Source organism: Azospirillum himalayense, assembly GCF_042657465.1.
In the GTDB taxonomy this organism is placed as follows: domain Bacteria; phylum Pseudomonadota; class Alphaproteobacteria; order Azospirillales; family Azospirillaceae; genus Azospirillum; species Azospirillum himalayense.
The window spans coordinates 282,770-305,221 of the sequence record NZ_JBHSLC010000118.1; the positions used below are offsets into that span (position 1 = coordinate 282,770).

Annotated in this window: 23 protein-coding genes; 9 read left to right on the plus strand and 14 right to left on the minus strand. The window is 67.7% G+C overall.

The genetic code is table 11. The features are described 5' to 3' along the window. Positions 1-178 precede the first annotated feature (178 nt). The 5 genes from ACFPMG_RS33250 (at position 179) to ACFPMG_RS33270 (ending at position 4,117) form a co-directional block, all read left to right on the plus strand. Entirely contained in the window at positions 179-505 is a 327-nt protein-coding gene (locus tag ACFPMG_RS33250) for an EscU/YscU/HrcU family type III secretion system export apparatus switch protein (RefSeq protein WP_377000206.1), read from the plus strand. Beyond that, positions 502-879, plus strand: coding sequence for a hypothetical protein (locus tag ACFPMG_RS33255; RefSeq protein ID WP_377000208.1), 378 nt, complete (start codon positions 502-504; stop codon positions 877-879). Before ACFPMG_RS33250 ends, ACFPMG_RS33255 begins: the two co-directional genes overlap by 4 nt. Positions 880-887: 8 nt before the next feature. Next, a complete protein-coding gene (locus ACFPMG_RS33260; RefSeq protein ID WP_377000209.1) occupies positions 888-1,238 on the plus strand; it encodes a FliO/MopB family protein in 351 nt (116 codons plus the stop codon). Then, positions 1,235-2,008 (plus strand): flagellar type III secretion system pore protein FliP, encoded by a 774-nt coding sequence (gene fliP / locus ACFPMG_RS33265; RefSeq protein WP_377000211.1) that lies wholly within the window; start codon positions 1,235-1,237, stop codon positions 2,006-2,008. Before ACFPMG_RS33260 ends, fliP begins: the two co-directional genes overlap by 4 nt. A gap of 210 nt (positions 2,009-2,218) precedes the next feature. Further along, a complete protein-coding gene (locus ACFPMG_RS33270; RefSeq protein WP_377000213.1) occupies positions 2,219-4,117 on the plus strand; it encodes a potassium transporter Kup in 1,899 nt (632 codons plus the stop codon). 71 nt (positions 4,118-4,188) lie between these two features. On the opposite strand, the gene ACFPMG_RS33275 is transcribed toward ACFPMG_RS33270, so the two are convergent. The 10 genes from ACFPMG_RS33275 to ACFPMG_RS33320 form a co-directional block, all read right to left on the minus strand. Further along, positions 4,189-4,374, minus strand: a complete 186-nt coding sequence (locus ACFPMG_RS33275) for a hypothetical protein (protein ID WP_377000215.1) — start codon at positions 4,372-4,374, stop codon at positions 4,189-4,191. 80 nt (positions 4,375-4,454) lie between these two features. Then, entirely contained in the window at positions 4,455-7,886 is a 3,432-nt protein-coding gene (locus ACFPMG_RS33280) for a tetratricopeptide repeat protein (RefSeq protein ID WP_377000217.1), read from the minus strand. Positions 7,887-7,891: 5 nt separating this feature from the next. Beyond that, positions 7,892-8,629: a flagellar motor protein MotB gene (locus ACFPMG_RS33285; RefSeq protein ID WP_035674985.1), complete on the minus strand. Its 738-nt coding sequence runs from the start codon at positions 8,627-8,629 to the stop codon at positions 7,892-7,894. Next, a complete protein-coding gene (locus tag ACFPMG_RS33290; protein ID WP_377000219.1) occupies positions 8,626-9,312 on the minus strand; it encodes a hypothetical protein in 687 nt (228 codons plus the stop codon). The genes ACFPMG_RS33285 and ACFPMG_RS33290 overlap by 4 nt, the downstream gene beginning before the upstream one ends. Positions 9,313-9,316: 4 nt before the next feature. Further along, positions 9,317-10,033, minus strand: coding sequence for a protein phosphatase CheZ (locus ACFPMG_RS33295; protein WP_377000221.1), 717 nt, complete (start codon positions 10,031-10,033; stop codon positions 9,317-9,319). Between the two features lie 462 nt (positions 10,034-10,495). Then, the gene (locus ACFPMG_RS35450) at positions 10,496-10,834 is read right to left on the minus strand and encodes a con-10 family general stress protein (RefSeq protein WP_377000223.1); all 339 of its coding nucleotides are present in this window, start codon (positions 10,832-10,834) and stop codon (positions 10,496-10,498) included. A gap of 202 nt (positions 10,835-11,036) precedes the next feature. Beyond that, positions 11,037-11,981 (minus strand): MotE family protein, encoded by a 945-nt coding sequence (locus tag ACFPMG_RS33305; RefSeq protein ID WP_377000225.1) that lies wholly within the window; start codon positions 11,979-11,981, stop codon positions 11,037-11,039. Next, a complete protein-coding gene (locus ACFPMG_RS33310; protein ID WP_377000227.1) occupies positions 11,978-12,703 on the minus strand; it encodes a DUF6468 domain-containing protein in 726 nt (241 codons plus the stop codon). Before ACFPMG_RS33310 ends, ACFPMG_RS33305 begins: the two co-directional genes overlap by 4 nt. Then, complete coding sequence (fliM, locus tag ACFPMG_RS33315; protein ID WP_014240985.1) at positions 12,700-13,782, minus strand: flagellar motor switch protein FliM; 1,083 nt, start codon at positions 13,780-13,782, stop codon at positions 12,700-12,702. The genes ACFPMG_RS33310 and fliM overlap by 4 nt, the downstream gene beginning before the upstream one ends. 18 nt (positions 13,783-13,800) lie before the next feature. Continuing rightward, a complete protein-coding gene (locus ACFPMG_RS33320; protein WP_014240986.1) occupies positions 13,801-14,322 on the minus strand; it encodes a flagellar basal body-associated FliL family protein in 522 nt (173 codons plus the stop codon). 487 nt (positions 14,323-14,809) lie between these two features. On the opposite strand from ACFPMG_RS33320, the gene flgF reads away from it, so the two are divergent. From flgF to flgH, 4 genes are read left to right on the plus strand one after another with little or no spacing between them, the layout of a single operon-like run. Beyond that, positions 14,810-15,532 carry a flagellar basal-body rod protein FlgF gene (gene flgF, locus ACFPMG_RS33325; RefSeq protein ID WP_377000230.1) on the plus strand — a complete coding sequence of 241 codons (723 nt, stop codon included), beginning with the start codon at positions 14,810-14,812 and terminating at the stop codon, positions 15,530-15,532. A gap of 25 nt (positions 15,533-15,557) precedes the next feature. After that, positions 15,558-16,343: a flagellar basal-body rod protein FlgG gene (gene flgG / locus ACFPMG_RS33330; RefSeq protein WP_014240989.1), complete on the plus strand. Its 786-nt coding sequence runs from the start codon at positions 15,558-15,560 to the stop codon at positions 16,341-16,343. A gap of 44 nt (positions 16,344-16,387) precedes the next feature. Next, positions 16,388-17,161: a flagellar basal body P-ring formation chaperone FlgA gene (gene flgA, locus ACFPMG_RS33335; protein WP_377000232.1), complete on the plus strand. Its 774-nt coding sequence runs from the start codon at positions 16,388-16,390 to the stop codon at positions 17,159-17,161. Between the two features lie 12 nt (positions 17,162-17,173). Then, positions 17,174-17,959 (plus strand): flagellar basal body L-ring protein FlgH, encoded by a 786-nt coding sequence (gene flgH / locus ACFPMG_RS33340; protein WP_377000234.1) that lies wholly within the window; start codon positions 17,174-17,176, stop codon positions 17,957-17,959. Between the two features lie 183 nt (positions 17,960-18,142). Here flgH and ACFPMG_RS33345 read toward each other — a convergent pair whose 3' ends face one another. From ACFPMG_RS33345 to dksA, 4 genes are all read right to left on the minus strand, one after another. Then, positions 18,143-18,652, minus strand: coding sequence for a hypothetical protein (locus tag ACFPMG_RS33345; protein WP_377000236.1), 510 nt, complete (start codon positions 18,650-18,652; stop codon positions 18,143-18,145). 477 nt (positions 18,653-19,129) lie between these two features. After that, positions 19,130-20,176 carry a hypothetical protein gene (locus ACFPMG_RS33350; RefSeq protein WP_377000238.1) on the minus strand — a complete coding sequence of 349 codons (1,047 nt, stop codon included), beginning with the start codon at positions 20,174-20,176 and terminating at the stop codon, positions 19,130-19,132. Between the two features lie 172 nt (positions 20,177-20,348). After that, positions 20,349-21,326, minus strand: coding sequence for a calcium-binding protein (locus ACFPMG_RS33355; RefSeq protein ID WP_377000240.1), 978 nt, complete (start codon positions 21,324-21,326; stop codon positions 20,349-20,351). Positions 21,327-22,007: 681 nt separating this feature from the next. Then, on the minus strand, positions 22,008-22,427 hold the full coding sequence (dksA, locus tag ACFPMG_RS33360; RefSeq protein WP_035675009.1) for an RNA polymerase-binding protein DksA: 420 nt from the start codon (positions 22,425-22,427) through the stop codon (positions 22,008-22,010). Positions 22,428-22,452: the final 25 nt, after the last annotated feature.

The window sequence follows — 22,452 nt, forward strand, 5'->3', positions numbered from 1 at the left end:
CGGGATGCATCACAGCATTCCGATCTTCCGCCGTTTCAGTTAATCAAAGATGAATCCCACCTATCACACCGGCCATGGGCACCGCTTCGCCCTCCGCTGTCACGCTTGAGCTTCATGCTTCGTTAAGCATGTTCCGCCAGGATACGCCCATCGACACAGGCCATCCGGCAGGAGCCCCTTGTCCGAGCCGACTCCGAACCACCGCCCCCTCCCCAACCGGCCCGTCGCGGTCGCGTTGAAGTATGAGCTGGGCGACCAGTCCCTGCCCCGCGTGGTCGCCACCGGCAAGGGCCATGTGGCCGAGCAGATCCTGGAGCTGGCCTTCGCCAACGGCGTGAAGGTGCGCGAGGACGCCGACCTCGTGCAGATCCTGTCGGCGGTGGACATCGACTCGGAAATCCCCATCGAGGCCATCGCCGCCGTGGCCGAGATCCTCGCCTACGTCTACCGCGCCAACGGCACGCTGCCACCGTCCGCGGAACCGACCGCCGGAGAGGCGCCGTGACCGGCACCCCAACGCTCCGCCGCGACATCCAGGCGCTGACCGCCGCGCTGGAGGAAACCCGTGCCCAGATGGAGGCCGGACTGGCCGCCGACCTGACCGGGCTCGACACCCGTGTCGCCACCCTGTGCGCCGAGGCGCAGTCCGCCCGCGGCGACGCCGAGCTGGCCGCCGCCCTGGAACGCCTGCTGCCGACCCTGGACGCCGTCGCGGCCGCGCTGACCCGCCAGAGGGAGACGCTGGCCGCCGCCGCCGAGGGGCGCCACGACCCCCACACCGCGCGCCAGCGTGCCAGCGCCGCCTATGGCCGCGGCGCCTCCGCCGCGCCCGGCGACCTTCCGCCCGACCCGCCGGCCACGCCGTCCCGACAGAGCTGACCTGATCCATGGGCCTCGACCAGTACATCCAATTCGTTCTCGCCCTCGCCTTCGTCATCGCGCTGATCGTGCTGGTGGCCTGGGTGATGCGCCGCATCGGCTTCGGCGGCATGACCGCCAAGTCGGGACGACAGCGCCGGCTGGGCGTCGTCGAGGTGCTGCCGCTCGACGGCAAGCGCCGGCTGGTGCTGGTCCGCCGCGACGACCGCGAGCATCTGCTGCTGTTGAGCGCCTTCGGCGACCAGGTGGTCGACGAGGCGCCGCGCGGCGGCTTCCAGGGCGCACTGGCCGAAGCCTCCGCTCCGCCATCCGCCGCCCTGCCATCCACCGCCCTGCCGCCCGCCGGGGAACGGTCATGACCACCGGCGGGGGCATGACCAAGCGGCTGGCGTTCGCCGGCCTGCTGGCGCTGGCAATCGGGGTGGCCGGGGCGCTGGCCGCCGGGCCGGCGCTGGCGCAAAGCATGACCTTCGACCTGGGCGACGCCGGGGGATCGACCACCGGGCGCATCGTCCAGATGGTCGCGCTGATCACGGTGCTGTCGCTGGCGCCGTCGATCCTCATCATGATGACGGCCTTCACACGCATCGTGATCGTGCTGTCCTTCCTGCGCTCGGCGCTGGGCATCCAGCAGGTGCCGCCGAACACGGTGCTGATGTCTCTGGCGGTCTTCCTGACCTTCTTCGTCATGGCTCCGGTGTTCGAGCGGTCCTACAACCAGGGCATCCAGCCGCTGATCAACCAGGACATCGACGAGACGGAGGCGTTCCGCCGCACGGTCGCCCCCCTGCGCGAGTTCATGCTGAAGCACACCAGCGAGAAGGACCTGCGCCTGTTCATGGACATGGCGCGCATCGAGAACGTGACGGACGCCGAGCAGACCCCGCTGCACGTCCTGGTCCCCGCCTTCATGATCTCGGAAATCAAGCGGGCCTTCGAAATCGGATTCCTGCTGTTCCTGCCCTTCCTGATCATCGACATGGTGGTGTCGTCGATCCTGATGTCGATGGGCATGATGATGCTGCCGCCGACCATGGTGGCGATCCCGTTCAAGATCATCTTCTTCGTGCTGGTGGACGGCTGGTACCTGATCGCCGGGTCGCTGGCCCGCAGCTTCGGCACGCTGTAGGCGCGGCCTTCCGGGGCGTCGACAGATTCCGGCACAGATCGTCGCAGGTGAAACGGCCAGCGGACGGGCGCATCGGCTTGCGCTAGTATTGGATCCGGGAAGAGCGTATGAGGATCGGCCCGCGCGAGCGCACCGACCGCCGCCGTACCCGCAGCTTGTGGCTTCTTCGTCCCCCGCTCGGACTCCCAACGGACCTCCTCGACGTCCCACATGTCAGACACGACCCTGAAAGCCGCGGCACCCGACAAGGGCAGGCTGGCCGCGCTCACCCTCGGTGCGCTTGGCGTCGTTTACGGCGACATCGGCACCAGCCCGCTCTACACGCTGCGCGAATGCTTTTCGCCGGAGCATGGGCTCGCCCTCACGCCGCAGAACATCCTGGGCATCATGTCCATGGTCTTCTGGGCGCTGGTGCTCGTGGTCACGGTCAAATACGTGCTGTTCGTCATGCGCGCCGACAACAAGGGCGAAGGCGGCATCCTGGCCCTGCTGGCCCTGGCGACCAACAGCCGCCCCGACTCGACCGGACGGCTGTCCGGCCTGATGGCGATGGGCCTGTTCGGCGCCGCCCTGTTCTACGGCGACGGCATGATCACCCCGGCCATCTCCGTCCTCTCCGCGGTGGAGGGGCTGGAGGTGGCGCAACCGGCGCTGGAGCGGGTCGTCGTGCCGGTGACCGTGGGCATTCTGATCGCCCTGTTCGCGATCCAGAGCCGCGGCACCGAGAGGGTCGGCCGGCTGTTCGGCCCGATCATGGTCGCCTGGTTCGCCACGCTGGGCCTGCTCGGCCTGATCGAGCTGGTCAAGGAGCCGCAGGTTCTGGCCGCGCTCGACCCGCGCCATGCCGTCCGTTTCTTCGCCTCCAACGGCTGGATCGGCTTCCTGGTGCTGGGCGCCGTCGTGCTGGCGGTCACCGGGGGCGAGGCGCTCTACGCCGACATGGGCCATTTCGGCCGCCGCCCCATCAAGGTGGCGTGGCTGGCCGTGGTGCTGCCCGCGCTTCTGCTGAACTATCTCGGCCAGTGCGCCCTGCTGCTGAGCGATCCCACGGCGGTGCGCAGCCCCTTCTATCTGCTGGTGCCGGAGTGGGGTCTCTATCCGATGATCCTGCTGTCGACCTGCGCGGCGGTGATCGCCAGCCAGGCGGTGATTTCCGGCGTCTTCTCGCTGACCCGTCAGGCGGTGCAGCTCGGCCTGTGCCCGCGGCTGGACATCCGCCACACCTCGCAGGAGGAAGGCGGGCAGATCTACATCCCGCGCGCCAACTGGGGCCTGCTGTTCGCGGTCATCGGGCTGGTCCTTTGGTTCGAATCCTCCAGCCGGCTGGCGACCGCCTATGGCATCGCGGTGACCGGCGACATGGTCATCACCACCATCCTGGCGCTGGTCGTGGCGCACCGCCGCTGGGGCTGGAGCCTGTCCGTCTGTCTGGCGCTGGGCGCGCTGTTCCTCAGCGTCGATCTGGCTCTGTTCCTCGCCAACGCGGTGAAGATCCCCCATGGCGGCTGGGTGCCGCTGGTCATCGCCGCGGTGACTCTGGGGCTGATGTCGACGTGGCGCCGCGGCCGCGCCGTCCTGAATCGCCGGCTGGCCGAGGATTCCCTGCCGCTGGACGGCTTCGTCAAGCGGCACGCCAAGTCCTCCGACATCCAGCGGGTGAAGGGAACGGCGATCTTCCTGACCTCCAGCGCCGACACGGTGCCGATCGCCCTGCTGCACAACCTGAAGCACAATCAGGTGATGCACGAGCGCATCGTCTTCCTGACCGTGATGGTCGAGGACGTGCCCCGCGTTCCGGCCAAGGAGCGCGTTGTCCTGGAGGGGCTGGCCGACGGCTTCTACCGTCTGACGGTGCGCTACGGCTTCTCGCAGGAGCCGAACATCCCCAAGGCGCTGCGGCTGTGCAAGGCGTTCGGGCTGGAGTTCGACGTGATGACGACCTCCTTCTTCCTGGGCCGCGAGACGCTGATCCCCCGCATCAACCCGCAGATGGCCCAGTGGCGGGAGAAGCTGTTCGTCGTGATGTCGCGCACCGCGGTCAGCGCCACCGACTTCTTCAAGATCCCGCCGAACCGCGTGGTCGAGCTGGGCACCCAGGTCCAGCTCTGACGCATTGCCGACGCGCCAACGAAAAAGCCCCTTTCCGATGGAAAGGGGCTTTTTTTTGCGAGAGAGCAAGGTCAGGCTGCAGGCTTGACCGGCGGATTGACCGGTGCCATCAACGCCGAAAAACATTGATCCATGGACTGCAGCCACATCAGCATGATGGACATCTGCCCCTTCAACTCGCGGATGTCGCCCTGAGTCGCATGCTGCATATCGATGAGCTGATCGAGCTTCGACAGGATTTCCGATTCGCGATCCATCACCGAATCCCCTGGGACGCATGCATTCCGATGCAAAACCCTAACACAACCTCCCGCCCCGGTCGAATCCGGAGAGGGGCCTAGTTGATCGCCGCGCTCTGCTTGCCGCGGTAGTTCTTCAGGAACTTCTGGAACACGTCCACCTCGGCGACGCGGGAGCGCACGGTGTTGACGTCGATCAGGCCCAGCGCCTGCTCCGGCCGGGTCAGCACGCGGAAGGCGTCGGCGTCGGGACCGTTGGTCATCGCCGAGCCGAACTCCTTGCGCAGCAGGTTCAGGTTCGTGCCGTCCCCGGCCAAGGCCAGCGCCACCGCACGGTTCAGGACAAGCTGCGAGGTCGCCGGGTTGATCGGCTGTGTCGGCGGCGGCGGACCGATCAGCTTGTTCAGGGCAAAGGCCGCGGCCTCCCATTTCTGGGCGCGCCACGCGATGTCCACCCGCAGCGAGTTGGCCGGCTTGCTGTCGTCCTCGGAAAGCAGCAGCAGCGCCTCGTCGCCGCGGCCCAGCTCGGCCAGCGCCTTGGCCTGCATCAGGCGGCGCTCGCCGACGAGATCGGCCGGCAGGTTCGGCACGTTGGACAGCTCCAGCGCGCGCAACGCGTCCTCCGGCTTGTTGTCGAGCAGGCGGACGGAGGCGAGCCGTGTGCCGACCCGCGCCTTGTCCTCGCCGGACAGGCGGTATTCCACCTGATGCTGCAGCAGGTCGGCGGCCCGGTTCAGCAGGTCCACCGAGATCAGCCGCTCGGCAAGTTGCCGGATCACCTCGTCGCCCGCCTCGCCCACCGGGGTCAGCTCGCGGAACTGGTCGTAGAGCTGGAGCGCCTCGATGGTCGGCAGCTTCTGCGCCCCGTCCTTGTAGAGATCGGCGAAGATGCGCGACATCTCGCGGGTGATCTCCTCCGCCCGCGGCGTGTCGGCGACCAGGGCGGCGGTCTCCTTCATGGCGTTGAAGCCGTCGGCGTACTGGCCGGCGGCGATCAGCACCTCGCCCATGCGCTGGCGGATCTGCATCTCCAGCTCGTCGCCGCGCCACGTGAAGGTCAGCCCGGCCAGCCGCTCCGCCGCGGCCGGCGGCGACATGTGGCCTTCCGCCAGTTGCAGGTTGACCAGCGCCAGCCCGGCCTTGGCCCGGTAATAGCGGTCGAGGCTGTTGTAGGAGGCGGTCAACTGCTCCAGCGCCCGCTCCGGCTCGTTGGTCTGGGCGTAGTAGAGGCCGCGGAGATACTGGACGTCGGGCCGTTCCTCAGCGTCCGTGCCGCCGCGCTCGACGATGCGGTCGAGCAGCCGCTTGGCGAAGGGCGCGTCGCCGGTCTTCAGCGCGGCCTCGGCGGCGCGGGTCGCCAGCTTGGTCAGGATCGGGTCGGGGTAGGAATTCAGGATCGGCGCCGCCGCCTTGAAGCCGGACTGGGCCGCCGGCCAGTCGTTGCGGTCCGCCGCGATGGCGGCGCGCCACAGCGCGGCCTCGCCGTTGTTGGCGAGGTTCGGGTGGGCGAAATCCTCCGCCGCGGCGTCGGTGTTTCCGGCGAGGAAACGCGCGGCCCCGCGCAGGGCGCGGAATTCCGGCCAGCCTTCCAGATCGGGCTGCGCTTCCTGCAGCACATCCATCATGCCGATGGCCTCCTGCCCGAAGCCGTTCGCCAGATAGAAGCGGGCAAGGTCGAGCTGGGCGCGGGGCCGTTCGGAGTCGGGCGCGTTGACGATGTTGAGCTGAAGATTCTGCCGCGCCTCGGTGTAATGGTCGAGGTCGCCCTTCTTCCAGGCCGGCAGGTCGAACAGGCGGCGCCCGGAGGGCACCGGCTTCGGGTCGGTGGGCGGCGTCAGCGTGTTGGAGGCGCCGCCGGGAGACGGCTTCGGCGGAAGCGAGGCCGTTTGCGAGGACGCCGCCGGGCGGCTTCCGGCATCGGCCATGGGCGACAGGTGCAGGCCACCCGCCGCCGTCACCTCCACCCCCTCCTTGACCGGGCGCACGGTGACCGCGTCGGCGATCGGCCGCACGACGACCCCCTGGTAGCTGGGCAGCAACTCAAGGTCGGCATAACGGTGCGACTCGGGAATGGCGTTACCGGGAACCGGAAGCGGCACCACCTGGAGGCGGTCGCCGACGTCGGGATCGGACAGCGTCACCACGGTCGCCGCATCCGCGGCGCGCACCAGCAGACGGGCGCCCAGCAGGAAATCCGGTTCAGGATCGATCTTCAGCTCGAAGGGCGGCGTGCCGGTCAGGCGGCTGGTCGGCGTGATCTTCCAACTCGTCCCCTGCCGTTCGATCTTCGGCCAGACCAGAGGCCCGATTTTGGTGCGGAAGGCGCTGCCGCCGGTGGCCGGCACCGGCTCGATCGCGCCGACCGTCCCGGCCCCGCCGATGGCCTTTCCGGCGCCGATGGGCAGCGGCTTGTCGAACACGATGTAGAGGTGACCGGCGCGCGGATAAACGGCGATGGACGCCGGGCCACCCGCGTCGAACACCAGCGTCGGTCCCTGCGGCTCGGCCTTCGCCGGATCGGGTTTGGCCGGATCGGGTTTGGCGGCTTCGGGCTTCGCGGGCGCGGGGGCCGCCGCAACCTCCTTCGGCGGGGGCGGTGCCGCAGCCGGCCTGGCGGGGGCCGGGGGTGTCGCCGTTGCAGGCTGCGGTGCCGCGGCTTCTGCCGAGGGCGGACGTACCGTGGTCGTGGTGGCGCCGGACGGCGGAGCCGCATTCGCCGCGTCGCCCATCGGCAGACCGGCGCGCGTGCCCGGATTCTGCACGTCGATCACCACGGAACGGCCCGACTTGCTGTCCTTGATCTCGGCGTCCTGCGGCACGGCGAAGGTGAAGGCCAGCGCGCCGTTGGCCTGCCGGAACTGCTCCACATTCTGGATGTTGCGCAGCGTTGTCCTGGCCACCGGCGCCAGATCGGCGGTGCCGTTGCGATCGAACAGCAGCGTGGCCGATGCGCCGTCGCGGCGCAGCGTGTAGTTGGCACCCTCCGGCCAGGTGAAGGACAGGCGGCTCTGCTCCGGCGTGTCGGCGGCGCTGACCGTCACCCGTCCCGCGGAGCGCGCCGGAGCGGGTGTGGCCGGTGTCTCGGCCTTGGCCGCTGGAGCGGGGGCCTGGGCCGGCGTCTGGCTCTGGGCCGGTGCCTCCGTGGCGGGAGTGAGGTCAAGCGCGACGGCGTTGCCGTTGCGGAAGCTCTTCAGCGTCACCGGCCGCTTCAGGTCGAAGGTCACCGTCTTGCCGTCGCCGCCGATCCTGACCCCGGACAGATAGCCGGGCAAGGCCGCCACCGCGCGGTCGAGCGCGGCGTTGATCGGCTCGTCGAAGCGGACGACCAGCGTGTTGCCCTCCACCGACGCGCTGTAGCCGGTCTGGCGCGGCCAGTCGAAGACCATGCGGCCGAAGGTCTTGTGGGTGGCGGCGCGCACCGGAACGTCGATCGCCCAGGCGGTCGGCGAAACGGCGATCTGGACGGCAAGCACAGCCGTGGCGGCCACGAAGCCGCTCAGCCAGCGCCGGTATGCCCCGCCCCGCCCCATCCGTTTCACTCCTCCGGCTCCGCATCGGTGGCCGCCCCGGACACCGGCGGCCCGGCCGTCTCCTCACGCACCACCACATCCACCCGCGCCCCGCCCGGCACCGGATCGATGCCGGGCGCTTCGCTCATCAGGCTGCGCGCCACGAGATCGCGCTTGTAGCCCGTTTCGCGCAGCAGCGCCGCAACGGCAACCGCGCGCGTCAGGGCGCGTTCCCAGGCCAGCCCCGCAGACTGGTCCTCGCGCTCGGCGTGACCGACCACCTCGATCCGGTTGCCGATCCGGCCCACCGCCGCGCCCAGCAGATACAGCACGCGCCGCCCCTGGTCGGTGAAGCTGCCGCCGGTCGGGTCGAACATCACATGGGCCGGCAGGCCGATCACCACGCGATCGTCCTCCCGCCGCACCTCCACCGCCGCCAGATCCTCGTTGGCCGCGGTCTGGGTACGAAGCAGGGCGCTGAGATAATCCAGATTGATCGCCGAATATGACTCCACTGTGGCGGCGTTGAAGGCGGCCTTCGGCTCGGGCGGAGTCGCGGAGGGCGTGACCGCCGTGGACCGGGCCGACGACAGCGACTTGACCAGCCCGGTCCAGCGCTGGGCCTCCGGCTCGCTCATCGAATACATCAGCACGAAGAAGGCGAGCAGCAGCGACATCAGGTCGGTGAAGCTGATCAGCCAGATCGTCCGGTTGTGGCCGCCGCTCTTGTCCTCGGCCTTGGGGAGTTTGGGGAGGCGGATCATCGGCGCCCTCCCCCCGGCGCGTCGTCCAGGGCACGCAGGCTGAACAGCAGGCGGACAGCGCCCGGCGCGCCGCGCTCGATGCCCACCGTCACCGCGTCCGCCGGCGCCCCGTCGGCGATCAGCAGCCGGGCCAGTGCGCCCGCCCGCACCACCGGCCCCGGCGGCTGGCTGGGACCGCCCGCCGGGCCGATGGAGAGCAGCGCGTCCAGCTCGATCCGCTCGCCGGGACGGTTCTGCAGCAGCGCGTCGGCCACCCGGTCGATCAGCCCGATGCGGTCCGGACGCAGATCGGCGGTGCCGGGCAGGAACAGCTCATCGGCGGGGAGGCGCACCTCCAGCAGGCGGCCCGGCGTGACGCTGTCGACCTTCGCCACGGCGACGGCGGTGGCGAACAGGTTGCCCAGACCGTCCAGCCGCTGCACCGCGAAGACAGTGCCGGCGCGCGAGGCCAGCGGGTCGGCCGGCTCGCGCAGGCGGGGGTCGATGTAGAAGGCGGGGAAGCTGCGCTCCAGCGACACCAGCACCGTGCGCACCCGCTGGGCGGTCTGCACGGACTGGGCGTTCAGCACGATGAAGAAGACGAGCAGCAGCAGGAACAGCGACAGCAGAAGCACGATGCTTCCGTTGTTCGGGTTCGGCCGGCTGCCCGACAGGTCCGGCTTCCTGTGGCCGGGCGCAGCCATGGGATTAATCGAAGCTCGCCAGCAGGCGGTCGATCTCGTCCTGGTCCATGGCGGCGCTGGTCATCTGCGGCCCGTGCAGCAGCCCGGCCTCCGGGTCGTCCGCCGGGCGGTCGGTGGCGAAGTTCGGCGACGGATCGGTGTGAACCTCGGCCGCGGCGACCGCGGCGGCGGGGCGGGTGTGGTTCTGCCGCACCTCGTCGCCGAAGGCCGCGACGATCATGTCCACCTTCGATTCGATGTGCTTGAGCGTGCGCACGACCTTGGAAATGCGCTGGCCGGTGATGTCCTGGAAGTTGCAGGCCTCGAAGATCTTGGTCACCTGCTCGGTCAGCTTCGCGGAGTTCTCCGGATCGATCTGGCCAGAGATGCCCGTGATGACGTCGCAGGCGTCGAAGATGGCGAAGGTGGCCTGTTCCGTGGCGCCGACGACGGCGTCCAGCTCATCGGTGGCGTTGGGGATGTGCTGGTCGCGGATTTCCGCGGGCTGGAGCGCCGCCAGCTCCTGCTTGGCGCTCTCGATGAAGCGGGCGAGGTCGACCACCTCCTTGTAGAGGCGCAGGTCTGTGGCGGAGATGTCGCCGTCCATGCTGCCGAGGATGGAGCGGACGATGTCCGTCACCTCCTCGCGGGTCAGCGGCTGGGCCGCCTCGGCGTGGGCGGCGTCGAGCTGCTGGCGCAGGAGTTTCTGGTCGGCGAGCGAGGTGGAAACGGGCGGGGCCATGTGCGTTCCGATGTGAGCGTTCCGTGGTCTTGTCCGGCCTGCGTGCGATCGGGTGCGTCGGCCGGCCCGGACGCAGACGCCGGAAGCGGGTTCGACCCGACCTCGCGTCCTCGCACGGCCGCCGCCGACTCGGAGCCTCGTCAGCCTTTCCAACCCTAATTTCGCTCGGTTAACACGCCGTTAAGCGCCTGAAACGTTGCAACGCAAAGACGGGGCGGGATCACGCATCCAGAAAGAAAGCGGAAGCGTTGTTCTGCGCCCGCAAGCCTTCGACCAACGCTCGCCATTGTCGAATTTCAAAGAGAGCTGCGGCAATTTGTTTCAATCGGTGCCCGTAAACGGACAAAGGGCCGCCTCGGGGGCGGCCCTTCTTCACCGTTGCACCGTGCGACTGTTCCGTTCGGCTCGTGGGCCGATGAAACAGTCAGGGGTAAGACAGTTCCGGTAAAACAGTCCCGGCGGTCAGCTCCCGCTGCCCCGCCCGCCGCCATGGCTGTGTTCGCCGCCCTTGCGGCCCGCTTCCGATGCGCGTTCCGGATCGTTCTTGAAGTTGCCGCCGGACACCTGTCCACCCTTGTGGCCGGCTTCCGACGCACGCTCCGGATCGTTCTTGAAGTTGCCGCCGGACGCCTGTCCACCCTTATGGCCGGCTTCGGAGGCGCGCTCCGGGTCGTTCTTGAAGTTGCCGCCGGAAACCTGACCGCCCTTGTGGCCGGCTTCCGCCGCGCGCTCCGGATCGTTCTTGAAGTTGCCGCCGGAGTGCTGACCGCCCGAGCTACGGCCCTGGTTCTGGTCGTTCATCTTGTCTCCTTCCTTCTTGTTGTTGGGCAAACTTGCGCTGCCCGAACACGCCGGAGCCAACATGAACCGAAGCCGACCGTTGCAGGCCTTCTACCATCCTGACAGTACGTGTACGTATATTCAGTAGAGGCGCCGTCGGCGGCGGGTATGACCAACCGCACGGTCATACCCGTCTTGCCGTCACCTCAACCAAAGAGCGTATTCAGTTCTTCGGTGACGCGGGCACCCCGCGCCGCTCGATGAGGGCGGAGGTCAGCTCCTTGGCCTTCAGCGGGTCCATCGCGGCCAGGATCGGCGCCGTCTTGGTTTCCTTCATCTTCTCCACCACACCCAGGAGGACGGGCATGTCCAGCTCCTCGAAGATGCGTGCAGCTTCCTTGGGCTTCATCGTCTCGTAGATCTTCACGAGGCTTTCGAGCTGTGCGGCCTGCTTCTCATCGCCCTGGCGCATCAGCTTCTGGATGTCGGAGCGGACCTTGTCCATCTCTTGCACCTTCTGATCGATGCGCTTCTCGGCGGCGGTCAGCAGGGCTTCGCGCTGCTCCAGCTCCTTGGTGCGGCGCTCGATCTCGGCGCGCCGCTCGGCGAAATGCTGGAGAAGCTCCTCGTTCTTCACCGGGCCGAGGGCGGCGTTGTCCGGCGGCGTCGGGTTGGGCGGCGCACCGTTGCTCGATCCGCCCTGGGCCGGTGCCGGTTCGGGTGAGGGCTTGGCGCCGTTGGCGGCCAGTTGCATGGGTGGCGCCGGAACAGCGCTCTGCCCTTGGGCCAGGGTCGCCGGGAACTCCGGCAGGCGGGCATCGCGCGTGGTGATCCGCCACAGATCGCCGACGCGCACCCCCAGCATCAGGACGGCGACGAAGATGGTCAGCGGCAGAATGCGGAACCGCCACGCCTTCATCTTCTCGCGCATCCGCTCCGACAGCGGGCGGCGCGGAACGGCGGGCTTGCGCTTCGCCTTCGCCTTCACCTTGGCCTTCGGCTTCGCTTTGGCAGCGGCCTGGGCCATGTTCTGGGCCGGCGGTTGGCCGGCAACGCTCGGGCTGGTGCGGACGCCGGTCGGGGTGGCCCCGGCCGGGCGGATCACAACCTTGGGCTCCCCTCCGCCGACGGCAGCGGGTGCGCCTTTCGTGGTGGTGGCGTCGCTCATCCGACCCCCTTGCCGGCGTTCTCGATGGCTTGCAGAAGTTCACGTTCGGCGCGGGACAGGCTTTCGCCCTCGCGCAGGATGGGATCGGACGACGGCGCCGGGCGGCGCGACAATGGATCGGCCCGCAACGGATCGGCCCGCAGCGGATCAGCGCGCAGCGGCTCGTTCCGGAAGGCGGCGGAACGCAGCGGCGGCAGATCGTCGTGATCGATGTGACCGCCGTCGTGGAGATCGTTGCCGTGGAGATCGTGGCCGTGGAGATCATGATCGTCGTGATCGTCGTGACCGAGATCGTCCTCGACGATCGGGCGCGGGGCGACGGCCGGGCGCGACGCGACGGGCGGACGGGCGGACAGGCCGGGGCGTGCCGCCGGACGCGCCGCCGGGCCCGGCTTCGGACGCTCCCCGCCAACGTTGCCCAGCCGGTTCGCCATGGCGTCGGCGGCCTCGATCATGAATTCCAGCTCGTCGCGCAGGGTCTGCGCCTTGGCGACCGTGCGCTGCAGATCGTCGCCGGTGTCGTGGGCCGTCTTCTTCAGACCACGCACGCCGGTTTCGGCGCGCGACATGGCCTCGTTCAGGCCGCGCACCAGCTCGGCCATCTCGCCGCGGCTCTCGCGCAGCTTGATGATCTGCCGGTTGAGGATGATCGCGTAGGCGATGGTCGCGGCGAGCAGCCCCACCATCACCAGATCGAGGACGAGCGTGAGGGTCGGGCTCATAGCCGCATGACCTCCTGCTTGGGCAGCTCCCGCTCGATCCGCACGGCGATGTGCCCGCCCTTGCGGCCCATGCGGCCTTGGAACATGGAAACGTCGCCGCAGCGCAGCTCGATGGTGCCGTCCGGCGTGGCGTTCAGAAGGATTCGCGTGCCGACGCGCCAGTTCAGCACGTCGTGCAGGGTCATCGTCACCTCGTCCAGCACCGCGGAGATGTCCACATCGGTGACCAGAAGTTCCGAGGCGAGGTGGGTTTCCCAGATCGAGTCGCGGCCGAACTTCTCGCCCATGAACATCTGGAGCAGAAGCTCGCGCACCGGCTCCAGCGTCGCGTAGGGGATCATCAGCTCCAGGCGGCCGCCGCGATCCTCCATGTCGATGCGCAGCTTGACCAGCACCGCCGCGTTGGCCGGGCGCGCGATGGTCGCGAAGCGCGGGTTGGTCTCCAACCGGTCGAAGCGGAAGGTGACGGGCGACAGCGGGTCGAAGGCGGCGGACAGGTCGGACAGCACCACATGGACCATGCGCTCGACGAGGTTGCGCTCGATGGTCGTGTAAGGCCGGCCCTCGATGCGCATCGCCGCGGTGCCGCGCCGCCCGCCCAGCAGCACGTCGACGATGGAGTAGATCAGCGCCGAGTCCACGACCATCAGGCCGTAGTTGTCCCACTCCTCCGCCTTGAAGACGGACAGCATCGCCGGAAGCGGGATTGAGTTGAGATAGTCGCCGAAGCGCACCGAGGAAATCTGGTCGAGGCTCACCTCGACGTTGTCGGAGGTGAAGTTGCGCAAGGACGTGGACATCATGCGGACGAGGCGGTCGAAGACCACCTCCAGCATGGGCAGGCGTTCGTAGTTGACCAGCGCCGAGTTGACCAGCGCCATGATGCCGGAGTTGTCGCCGTCCCCGGCCCCGCCCTGGTCGAAGCCGAGCAGGCTGTCGATCTCGTCCTGGTTCAGGACGCGGGTCGAGCCGCCACCGCCCATGTCCGCCATCTCGCCCATGTCGCCGCCGTCTTCGGCGAGGGCGGCCCATTCGGCGGCAAGGCGTTCCTCTTCGCTCAGTTCCTCGGTGTTGCTCATGGCCCGTTTCCGCCGCCCCTACTGGACCAGCATTTCCTTGAACAGAACGTCCTTGACCTTCACCGGATGGGCGGACGCGGTGATCCGCATCAGCAGTTCCTGGCGCAGGCGGTACATGCCGGCCGACCCCTTCAGGTCCTCCAGCCGCAGTTCGCGCAGATAGACCTGGAAGTTGTCGATGATGCGCGGCAGCACATGCTCGATCGCCGGGATGTCCTCGCCCTTGGCAAGCTGGATCGAGATCTTGATCTTCAGGAAGGCCGGGCGCTTGCCGCTGCTGTTCAGGTTCACCAGCATGTCCGGCAGGTCGTAGAAGACCGGTGCCGCGTGCGGATCGGGCTGCGCCGGCTCCGCCGGCACCTCCGCGTGCTCCTCCTTCTTGCCGAGCAGCGAGTCGAGCAGGCCGCTGAAATACACGCCCGCCCCGGCGCCGATCAGCAGCACCAGCGGCAGGATGACGAACAGGACCAGCTTCTTGCCGCTGAATTTCTTGCGCGGCAGGCCATCGGTCGAAACGTCGTCTTCAGCGTGCGCGGTCATGGAATCCTAAGCGCGAGCGGTGGCGGAGCGTGGCCTTACCAGCGCAGCAACCCTATCTTTCGGATAGTTAACAAAGCCTTTCAGGCACAGTCCGGGGCTGTGACAGAAGCGCAACCACAGACAGCGGCACGGTTCTTGATTGGGGCATCGCCGGAAATCCCCGTCAACCGAGGAGCGAACGCCCGAACCACGCCCGCCATCCCCGTCCGCACCACCCTGCCCCGCCTTTCCATGCCCGCCGCCTCCGGCGGAGGAAGCTGCCATGATCCGCGCGCCGCCAACGCCGCGGCACCGGGACGCTTTTGCCCGGCGTCGGGCGGCAGCCCTTGCCAGCCCACCGGCAGTTCTTGCCCGGCAGGCGCTTCCCCGGCGGCGGCGTCCGCGGCCATTCCAATCATCCTGGTCGTTTTCGGCGCTGGCACGCGCCGTGCATTGCCATTTGCGCCGGTCGGGACGCTCCCCCGGTCCGAATGGAAAGAGGCCGCCGATGGAAAACCCGATCTACGTGTCCCTGTCGCGCCAGATGACCCTGCGCCGCCAGTTGGACGTGATCTCGAACAACATCGCGAACATGAACACCACGGGCTTCAAGCAGCAGCGCATGCTGTTCACGGAGTTCCTGGAGCGTCCGGGCATGCACGAGCAGATCAGCTTCGTGCAGGACCGCGCCGTGGTGCGCGACCTCTCGGCCGGCGGGATGATGCAGACCGGCAACCCGCTGGACATGGCGCTGACCGGCCACGGCTACTTCACGGTCGATACGGCGAGCGGCCCCCGCTACACCCGCGCCGGCAATTTCCGCCTGAACGACCAGCGCCAGATCGTCGACGGCGGCGGCCTGCCGGTCCTCGGCGACAACGGCCAGCCCCTCGCGATCCCGAACGGCACCAGGGACATCATGGTGTCCGGCGACGGCACCGTCTCCACCGAGCTGGGTCCGGTGGGCCGGCTGAACATCGTCACCTTCCGCAACGAACAGCTGATGACCGAGGTCGGCGCCGGTCTCTACGTCAGCGACGAGGAGCCGCAGGCGGCCCCCGCCGACACGAAGGTGGCACAGGGAATGCTAGAGAATTCCAACGTGAAGCCGGTGGTCGAGATGACGGCGCTGATCGAGATCCAGCGCCAGTACCAATCGAACCAGAAGCTGATCGAGAACGAGCACGAGCGCATCCGCAGCGCCATCCAGAAGCTGGGCCGCACGGCCTGATCGACCGCGTAAAGGAGCAAGAACCATGCGCAGCCTCGCCATCGGCGCCACCGGCATGATCGCCCAGCAGCTGAACGTCGAAACCATCTCGAACAACATCGCAAACGCGACGACGACCGGCTTCAAGAAGCAGCGGGCCGAGTTCCAGGACCTGCTGTACCAGAACTTCCGCCGCATCGGCTCCACCTCGTCGGACGCCGGCACCATCGTGCCGACCGGCGTGCAGGTGGGCGCCGGCGTGCGCGTCGCCGCGGTGGCCCGCGTGCTGGAGCAGGGTAACCTGACGGTCACCGACAACAAGCTGGACGTCGCCGTCAACGGCTCCGGCTATTTCCAGGTGCAACTCCCCAGCGGCGACACGGCCTACACCCGCGCCGGCAATTTCAAGCTGTCGCCGGAGGGCATCATCGTCACCGCCGACGGCTATCCGGTGCAGCCGGCGATCACCATCCCGGCGGAAGCGGTGGACGTCGCCATCAACGCCTCGGGCGAGGTGATGGTGAAGCTGGACGGCCAGGTGGCCCAGCAGAATGTCGGTCAGCTCCAGCTCGCCACCTTCGCCAACGCGGCCGGCCTGGAAGCGGTCGGCGACAACCTGTTCCTGCAGACCGGCGCGTCGGGCGAGGCGGTCGGCGGCAACCCCGGCGCTCCCGGCTTCGGCCGCGTGGTGCAGGGCGCGCTGGAAACCTCCAACGTCAACATCGTGCAGGAGATCACCACCCTGATCTCCGCCCAGCGCGCCTACGAGATGAACTCCAAGGTCATCAAGACCACCGACGAGATGATGCAGCAGGCCTCGCAGCTCCGCTGATTTCGGCACCGTCGTAAGGCTCGTTTTCGCAAGGAACTCCCGCCATGCCCCGCCCCGCTCTCCGCATCCTCGGCACCGCCCTTCTCGCCGCCGCCCTCGCCGGCGGCCCGACGGTCTTTGCCCGGTCGGCCCTCGCCCAAACGATGGATGGCACCGCGGCGGCACAGGCGGTGGTCTACAGCCCGGCCCATGTCGAGGCGGTGCTGTCCGATGCGCTGTCCCGCCAGATCACCACGGGCCGCCTGCAGATGGAGCTGGACAACCGGGCGGTGGAATTGCGCGCGCCGGCGGGCGCCGGCAGCCTGACGGTGGAGAACCTCTACTACAACCCGGCGCAGGGCCGCTTCGCCGCGGAGATGATCGTCGCCGACACCCGCCCGGTCGTGCGCCTTCCGGTGTCGGGCCGCGCCTATGGCGTGGTGCAGGTGCCGGTGCTGTCGCGGCGCATCGCGCCCGGCGACGTGATCGGCCCCGGCGACGTGGACTGGCAGGACGTGCGCGCCGACCTCGCCGGAAGCGACATCGCCGCCACCGACGCCCAGCTCATCGGCCTGACTCCCCGGCGCGGCGTCCCGGTGAGCCAGCCGGTCCGGCTGCGCGACCTGCAGTCGCCGCGGGTCGTGGACAAGGGCGCGCTGGTCACCATCACGCTGGCCACCGAGAACCTGACCCTGTCGGCCCAGGGCAAGGCCCTGCAGGACGGCGGCCGGGGCGACGTGATCCGCGTCATCAACACCCAGTCGAACCGCATCCTCGAGGCGACCGTCGCCGGTCCCAACATCGTCGCCGTGGCAAAGCCCGGCCTCACCGCGAAGTAAGGAGAAAGCTCCATGTCCGCCCTCAGGATGCCCGCCCCCACGAACACCGCCCGCACGGCTTTCCGCTTCGCTCTGCTCGCCGCCGTCGCCGCCGGCCTCCCCGCCTGCAACGCCATGTCGCGCGTGGCGGACATCGGCTCCGCTCCGGAACTCACCAAGATCAAGGACCCGCAGGCCCAGCCCGGCTACCAGCCGGTCAGCCTGCCGATGCCCACACCGCTGCCGACGGAGCGCAACCCGAATTCCCTGTGGCGGACCGGCGCCAAGGCCTTCTTCAAGGACCAGCGCGCGGCCAAGGTCGGCGATCTGCTGACCGTCGACATCCAGATCAACGACCAAGCCCAGCTCAACAACCAGACCACCCGCACCCGCGGCAATTCCGAGAAGGCCGGCATGCCGAGCTTCTTCGGCTTCGAGGGCAAGGCCCTGCAGCGCGCGCTGCCCGACGGGGTGAGCGCCGACAGCCTGCTCGACCTCTCCAGCTCGACCTCCAACGACGGCAAGGGGGCCATCAACCGCAAGGAGCAGATCACCCTGAAGGTGGCCGCCCTGGTCACCCAGAGCCTGCCCAACGGCAACATGGTCATCCAGGGGCGGCAGGAGGTGCGGGTGAACTACGAGGTGCGCGACCTGATCATCACCGGCGTGATCCGGCCCGAGGACATCACCGCTCAGAACACCATCAGCTACGAGAAGGTCGCCGAGGCCCGCATCTCCTACGGCGGACGCGGCCAGATCACCGACGTGCAGCAGCCCCGCTACGGCCAGCAGCTCTTCGACATCATCATGCCCTTCTGAGGACGTTCCGGGAACGCAAGGGCTGGAAAGGACCCATCATCAGACCGGAAGGGGGCACCGCCCCCCTTCCGGCCGGCTACCGGGAGCCTCGGCCGCTGGTGCGCGGGCGGGAAGTTTCTGCCGCCCGGCCGGATCTGCCGTGCCCTTCCTGCCGCCCCCTTCAAACTTCCCCTCGGCGCCCCGTCACCCGATCCGGGCCAGAAGCGCCTCGTAACGTCGGACGGTTTCCCGCATCTCCTCAATGATCTGGCGCTGCTCCTCGTTCGCCGCCCGGGCGCGCTCCGCCTCTGCACGCATGTGTTCGGCATTAAGGCGGGTTTCCTCGGTGAAACGCCGGGTGTCCTCGTGGAGCAGCCGCGCCTGTTCTTCGGCGCGCCGAGCCTCCTCCGCCGCAAGCCTGGCCATCTCGGCGGATCGGCGATGGTCTTCGTCCTGGATGCGCCCGTCCTCGGCCTCCTGCCGCTGCGCCTCGCCGGTGATTCGCCCCTCTTCCGCCATGAGTCGCGCGCCTTCCGATTCGACATGGCGCTGGAACGTCGCGGAGCGTTCCTTTTCGGCCTCCTCGCGCATCCGTTCCGCCCCGGCGCGAGCCTCTTCGGCCCGGCCGCGCCTTGCCTCGCTGCGCCGGCGCCAATCTTCCGCATCAGCGCCCTGCGTCACAGTGTGGTTCACCGGGTGGCGTGCCTGGGTCATGGGGCTTCCCTTTCAGCAGGCGGTGGGACCCCTCCAACGCCTTCTCGGCGGAGCGCAGGCGCTCATGGGATCGATCCAGGAGACGCTTCCTGCGTGTCTGCGTCTCACCGACCAGGGTCCGCAATGTCTCGATCCGCTTCAGAACGTCCATTCCACCCTCAACAGGCCGTTCTGGCAACCCGCACCATGGGTTTAAGGGCAGCCGACCCGGACGCGGTCAGGCGCGCGAAAGCGCCACGCCGAAGGGTGAGGCGGTCATCGGAAGACGTCCTTCATTCGATAGGGGGTGGCAGCCCGTTTCCCCGGCTGGCCTGGAGTGGCCAGCGCCGGTAGGGTGAGGGCTCCTTGCAGCGGGCCCGCGGCCGGCCCGAGCGAACCAAGCTCCGACAGAGGGGCGGGCCGCCCATTCTTCATCTCATGGTCGGAATCGCACCGACGCCGGACGACAGGCCGAGCCTGCGCGTTCGGACAGCGGCATCAGACCGAATGACTTACCGATCCCCGGAAGATGCCGAACACGGCCGCCAGCATGTCGGCGGCCTTGTCCTGGGCCAGAGCGTCCAAGCCCCTGGACATCACCATGCCAACCGTCCGCCCCGCCCCATCGACGAGATCAAGGCGCGTGTATTGGCCGGCCATCGCCCCAGGCGGTTCCTGGTTGCGCTGAATGGTGTCGAGCAGTTCGTTGAGCGGAGACCCGCCGTCCGCCGGGCGAAGGGTGAAGGTCGTATCGGTCACGGTGGCGGCGGTTTCGCGGTCGAAGACGAGGAACATCGCCTCGCCGTGATCGGGAGCATCGGACGAGACCCCTCCCATGATGCCGATGGTCCCTGTGGACTCGGCGTTCGGCACGAAAGACGGGCGTCCGGAGAACGGATCGGTGGCGGGCACGGTCAGGCCCTTCTGGACGGCCACGAGGGACTCCAGGTTGCTGGCCGCGCCATCCAGCATGACGTTCTTATCCTTCGGAATGCCGATGATCTTGTCCCGCAGGTCAAGGGTTCGCCCCTTGGCGTCCAGCCAATGCTGCAGTTGAGCCGCCGGGCTCCCGTCCCAGGCGCCATTGGCCTTCATCTCGGCCATCTGCTGGCTCCGCTGCGCCAGGAGCCTATCCATCGCCTCGTTGGCCTTTCGCAGCCCTTCCCGCCCAGCAAGGGTGTCCCAATAATTTACGTCGCTTTCCGACGACGCCTCCCGTCCCATGGCATCCAGCTGCGGCTCAATCTGCGGGTCGGCGCTCCCATTGCGGATGCCGCCGGCTCCCATCAGGGCCATCCCTTGGTTCCGCTGGACCAAGTGGATCTCCCTTTCCATTTGTTCCGTTGCCATCCGTACCCTCTCCTGCCAATAGGCCGAGCCGCTTTCCGGAGATGTCTCGTTTGGCAAGGCACGCGCCCTGGCGGACAGGGTGACGGACACTTCCGGGCCGAGCGGTGCGGCGATGGACACACCGCTCCCCAGCCCCGCTTCGGTCCTGGAAAGAGGGGGGGTGCTCGTAACCGGTGACGTTCCCGTGACGATCATGATGACCTCTTTGTTGTGAAAAATCCCAACTCGGAGCACGAATCGAGACCCTGGCTTTGAGGGTCGAAGCGGGCGGTTTGCTTCCCGGAATGTTGTCGGACGGCCTCCATACCGTGGGCGGATGATGGCTCGATCATCCGCCCACGGTCGGACCCGGCGGATCAATGCGATGCTATCCCACCAGGAACCAGCTGCCCTTGACGTCACCCGGGGCCACACCCGCCAACACCATTTGCGACTGGTAAACGCCGTTGGAGCTGAACACGAGGGCCGTGCCGCTGCCGTAAGCCCCATACTGGCACGTCCAACCGTTCTGGATGAAAATCCGATCCCCTTGGGACTCGCTGAAGTCATTGACAAGCACGGAACCGACCGACCGGAAGACATCGGCCCCGGCGCCGCCGGTCAGTTCACCACCATAGCCGATCAGGTAATCGTCGCCATCGCCGCCGAAGAGGAAATCGCCGGTTGACCACCCGCCGAAGATCGTGTCGCTGCCGCTTGAGCCGATGATCGTGTCGTTACCGTTGAGCCCATTGATCTGCGCGATGCCGGTCATTGTCGTGTTGCTGAAATCAAGATAGGTGGCGGTGTTGGCCGTCTCGATGGTGATATTGCTTCCATTGCCGACAATCGAGTCGATGCGCGCGATCGATTTGAGGCCGATCACCGTGTTGGCGCCATAGGCCTCGATCTTGTCCACACCGTGATGGTTCGGTTGACCGGCATCGTAACCGGCATGGGCCGCATCACCGCCGTCTATCGCGCAATAGCCGTAATTCTGGCTTCCCGTGAAGATGAAGGTGTCGTTTCCGGCACCGCCGGACAATGTCGACTCACCAGATCCCGAGGTCAGCGTATCGTTGCCAGCGTCACCATACAGATATCCACCGCCGGCCGAAATATCCAGATAGTCATCTCCGTCCTCACCGTGCAGGACACCAAGACAGATATCCAAAAGGAAGTCGTTTCCGCTTCCCCCATACATATAGTCCAAGCCGTACGAGCCGAACATCGAGTCGTTACCCGCGCCGCCATCCATGTAGTTCGGCTTGTCATCAAGCCACTTTGGAGCGCTGCTTATATAATCGTTGGCACTGTCGCCAAAATAGTAATCGGCTGTTGCATCGCTGTATGTTGTTACCGCCATGACGCCATCCTCCGGTACATGAATCCGAGCCACCAGGGGTGACTCTCATTTCATTGTCTTGGGTTGGGCGGCACGCTCGCGGGCGGCAATCTTTCGATGCGGCATTGAGCACCCCCATCCTGAGAAGTTGTTTTCGTATAGAGGCACAGCAAGTTTAAGGCGCGGTAAAAGCTATAAACACAATTGTTATTGAAGGCGCCTGCCGCTCAAACAACCCTTCCGAACCGGGGGTGGCGGAAGCGACGACGCCCGCCCTCAACCCAATCGTGGCAGGGCCTGGCCGCCCTGCGCGCATTGGAACGGTGGGGCCTGCGCTGGAAAAAGATGGACATCGCCGGAGGCAACATCCGGATGCACGGGCGGGTCGAACATCCACAACGGGATTGGCCGAAACCGCCGACCGGCGAAAGCGCCGGGAGGGCGGAATGGGACAGCCTTGCAAACGGCACCTTGCGGACGGCGAGGCGCGTTTCGGCTTCATGGAAAGGCATCGGACAGACAAAAGCCCCCACCGGGACAAGAGGGGGCTTTTGTCTGTCCGATGCGCGGACTGGGAGACGCAACGCGATGCCGCCGCCCCCCGAAGACGCCGCCGGCATGAGCCTTTCAATCAACGCTATCGCATTGATCTGTCGGGTCCGACCGTGGGCGGACGGCGGAAGCCGTCATCCGCCCAGGGCATCAGTCGTCGCGCTGGGTGCGCTCCATGCGCTCGTGCCGTTCCTGGGCTTCCAGGCTCAGCGTCGCGATGGGGCGGGCGTCGAGGCGGCGGACGGAGATGGGCTCCCCCGTTTCCTCGCAATAGCCGTAGGACCCATCCTGCAACCGCTCCAGCGCCGCGTCGATCTTTGAGATCAGCTTGCGCTCGCGGTCACGGGTGCGGAGCTCCAGCGCCCGGTCGGTCTCGGCCGACGCGCGGTCGGCGATGTCCGGTTCCTGGATGCCGCCTTCCTGAAGGCTGCTCAGGGTCTCGCTGGATTCGGCCAGCAGCTCCGCGCGCCAGCGCAGCAGCTTCTGGCGGAAATATTCCCGCATCACGGGATTCATGAACTCCTCGTCTTCCGACGGGGTGTAGTTCTTAGGCAGAAGCGGAGACGACATCCGAGAGCATCCAACGCAAAAGGGT

Bases quoted from the DNA above. Each gene is read 5' to 3' on its own strand.
- dksA (WP_035675009.1), bottom strand. From the start codon at position 22,427: ATGTCGTCTCCGCTTCTGCCTAAGAACTACACCCCGTCGGAAGACGAG.
- ACFPMG_RS33260 (WP_377000209.1), top strand. From the start codon at position 888: ATGGGCCTCGACCAGTACATCCAATTCGTTCTCGCCCTCGCCTTCGTC.
- ACFPMG_RS33320 (WP_014240986.1), bottom strand. From the start codon at position 14,322: ATGACCGCGCACGCTGAAGACGACGTTTCGACCGATGGCCTGCCGCGC.
- ACFPMG_RS33270 (WP_377000213.1), top strand. From the start codon at position 2,219: ATGTCAGACACGACCCTGAAAGCCGCGGCACCCGACAAGGGCAGGCTG.
- ACFPMG_RS33295 (WP_377000221.1), bottom strand. From the start codon at position 10,033: ATGGCCCCGCCCGTTTCCACCTCGCTCGCCGACCAGAAACTCCTGCGC.
- ACFPMG_RS33345 (WP_377000236.1), bottom strand. From the start codon at position 18,652: ATGACCCAGGCACGCCACCCGGTGAACCACACTGTGACGCAGGGCGCT.
- fliP (WP_377000211.1), top strand. From the start codon at position 1,235: ATGACCACCGGCGGGGGCATGACCAAGCGGCTGGCGTTCGCCGGCCTG.
- ACFPMG_RS33285 (WP_035674985.1), bottom strand. From the start codon at position 8,629: ATGATCCGCCTCCCCAAACTCCCCAAGGCCGAGGACAAGAGCGGCGGC.
- flgG (WP_014240989.1), top strand. From the start codon at position 15,558: ATGCGCAGCCTCGCCATCGGCGCCACCGGCATGATCGCCCAGCAGCTG.
- fliM (WP_014240985.1), bottom strand. From the start codon at position 13,782: ATGAGCAACACCGAGGAACTGAGCGAAGAGGAACGCCTTGCCGCCGAA.
- ACFPMG_RS33305 (WP_377000225.1), bottom strand. From the start codon at position 11,981: ATGAGCGACGCCACCACCACGAAAGGCGCACCCGCTGCCGTCGGCGGA.
- ACFPMG_RS33350 (WP_377000238.1), bottom strand. From the start codon at position 20,176: ATGATCGTCACGGGAACGTCACCGGTTACGAGCACCCCCCCTCTTTCC.
- flgA (WP_377000232.1), top strand. From the start codon at position 16,388: ATGCCCCGCCCCGCTCTCCGCATCCTCGGCACCGCCCTTCTCGCCGCC.
- ACFPMG_RS33275 (WP_377000215.1), bottom strand. From the start codon at position 4,374: ATGGATCGCGAATCGGAAATCCTGTCGAAGCTCGATCAGCTCATCGAT.
- ACFPMG_RS33355 (WP_377000240.1), bottom strand. From the start codon at position 21,326: ATGGCGGTAACAACATACAGCGATGCAACAGCCGATTACTATTTTGGC.
- flgF (WP_377000230.1), top strand. From the start codon at position 14,810: ATGGAAAACCCGATCTACGTGTCCCTGTCGCGCCAGATGACCCTGCGC.
- flgH (WP_377000234.1), top strand. From the start codon at position 17,174: ATGTCCGCCCTCAGGATGCCCGCCCCCACGAACACCGCCCGCACGGCT.
- ACFPMG_RS33290 (WP_377000219.1), bottom strand. From the start codon at position 9,312: ATGGCTGCGCCCGGCCACAGGAAGCCGGACCTGTCGGGCAGCCGGCCG.
- ACFPMG_RS35450 (WP_377000223.1), bottom strand. From the start codon at position 10,834: ATGAACGACCAGAACCAGGGCCGTAGCTCGGGCGGTCAGCACTCCGGC.
- ACFPMG_RS33310 (WP_377000227.1), bottom strand. From the start codon at position 12,703: ATGAGCCCGACCCTCACGCTCGTCCTCGATCTGGTGATGGTGGGGCTG.
- ACFPMG_RS33280 (WP_377000217.1), bottom strand. From the start codon at position 7,886: ATGGGGCGGGGCGGGGCATACCGGCGCTGGCTGAGCGGCTTCGTGGCC.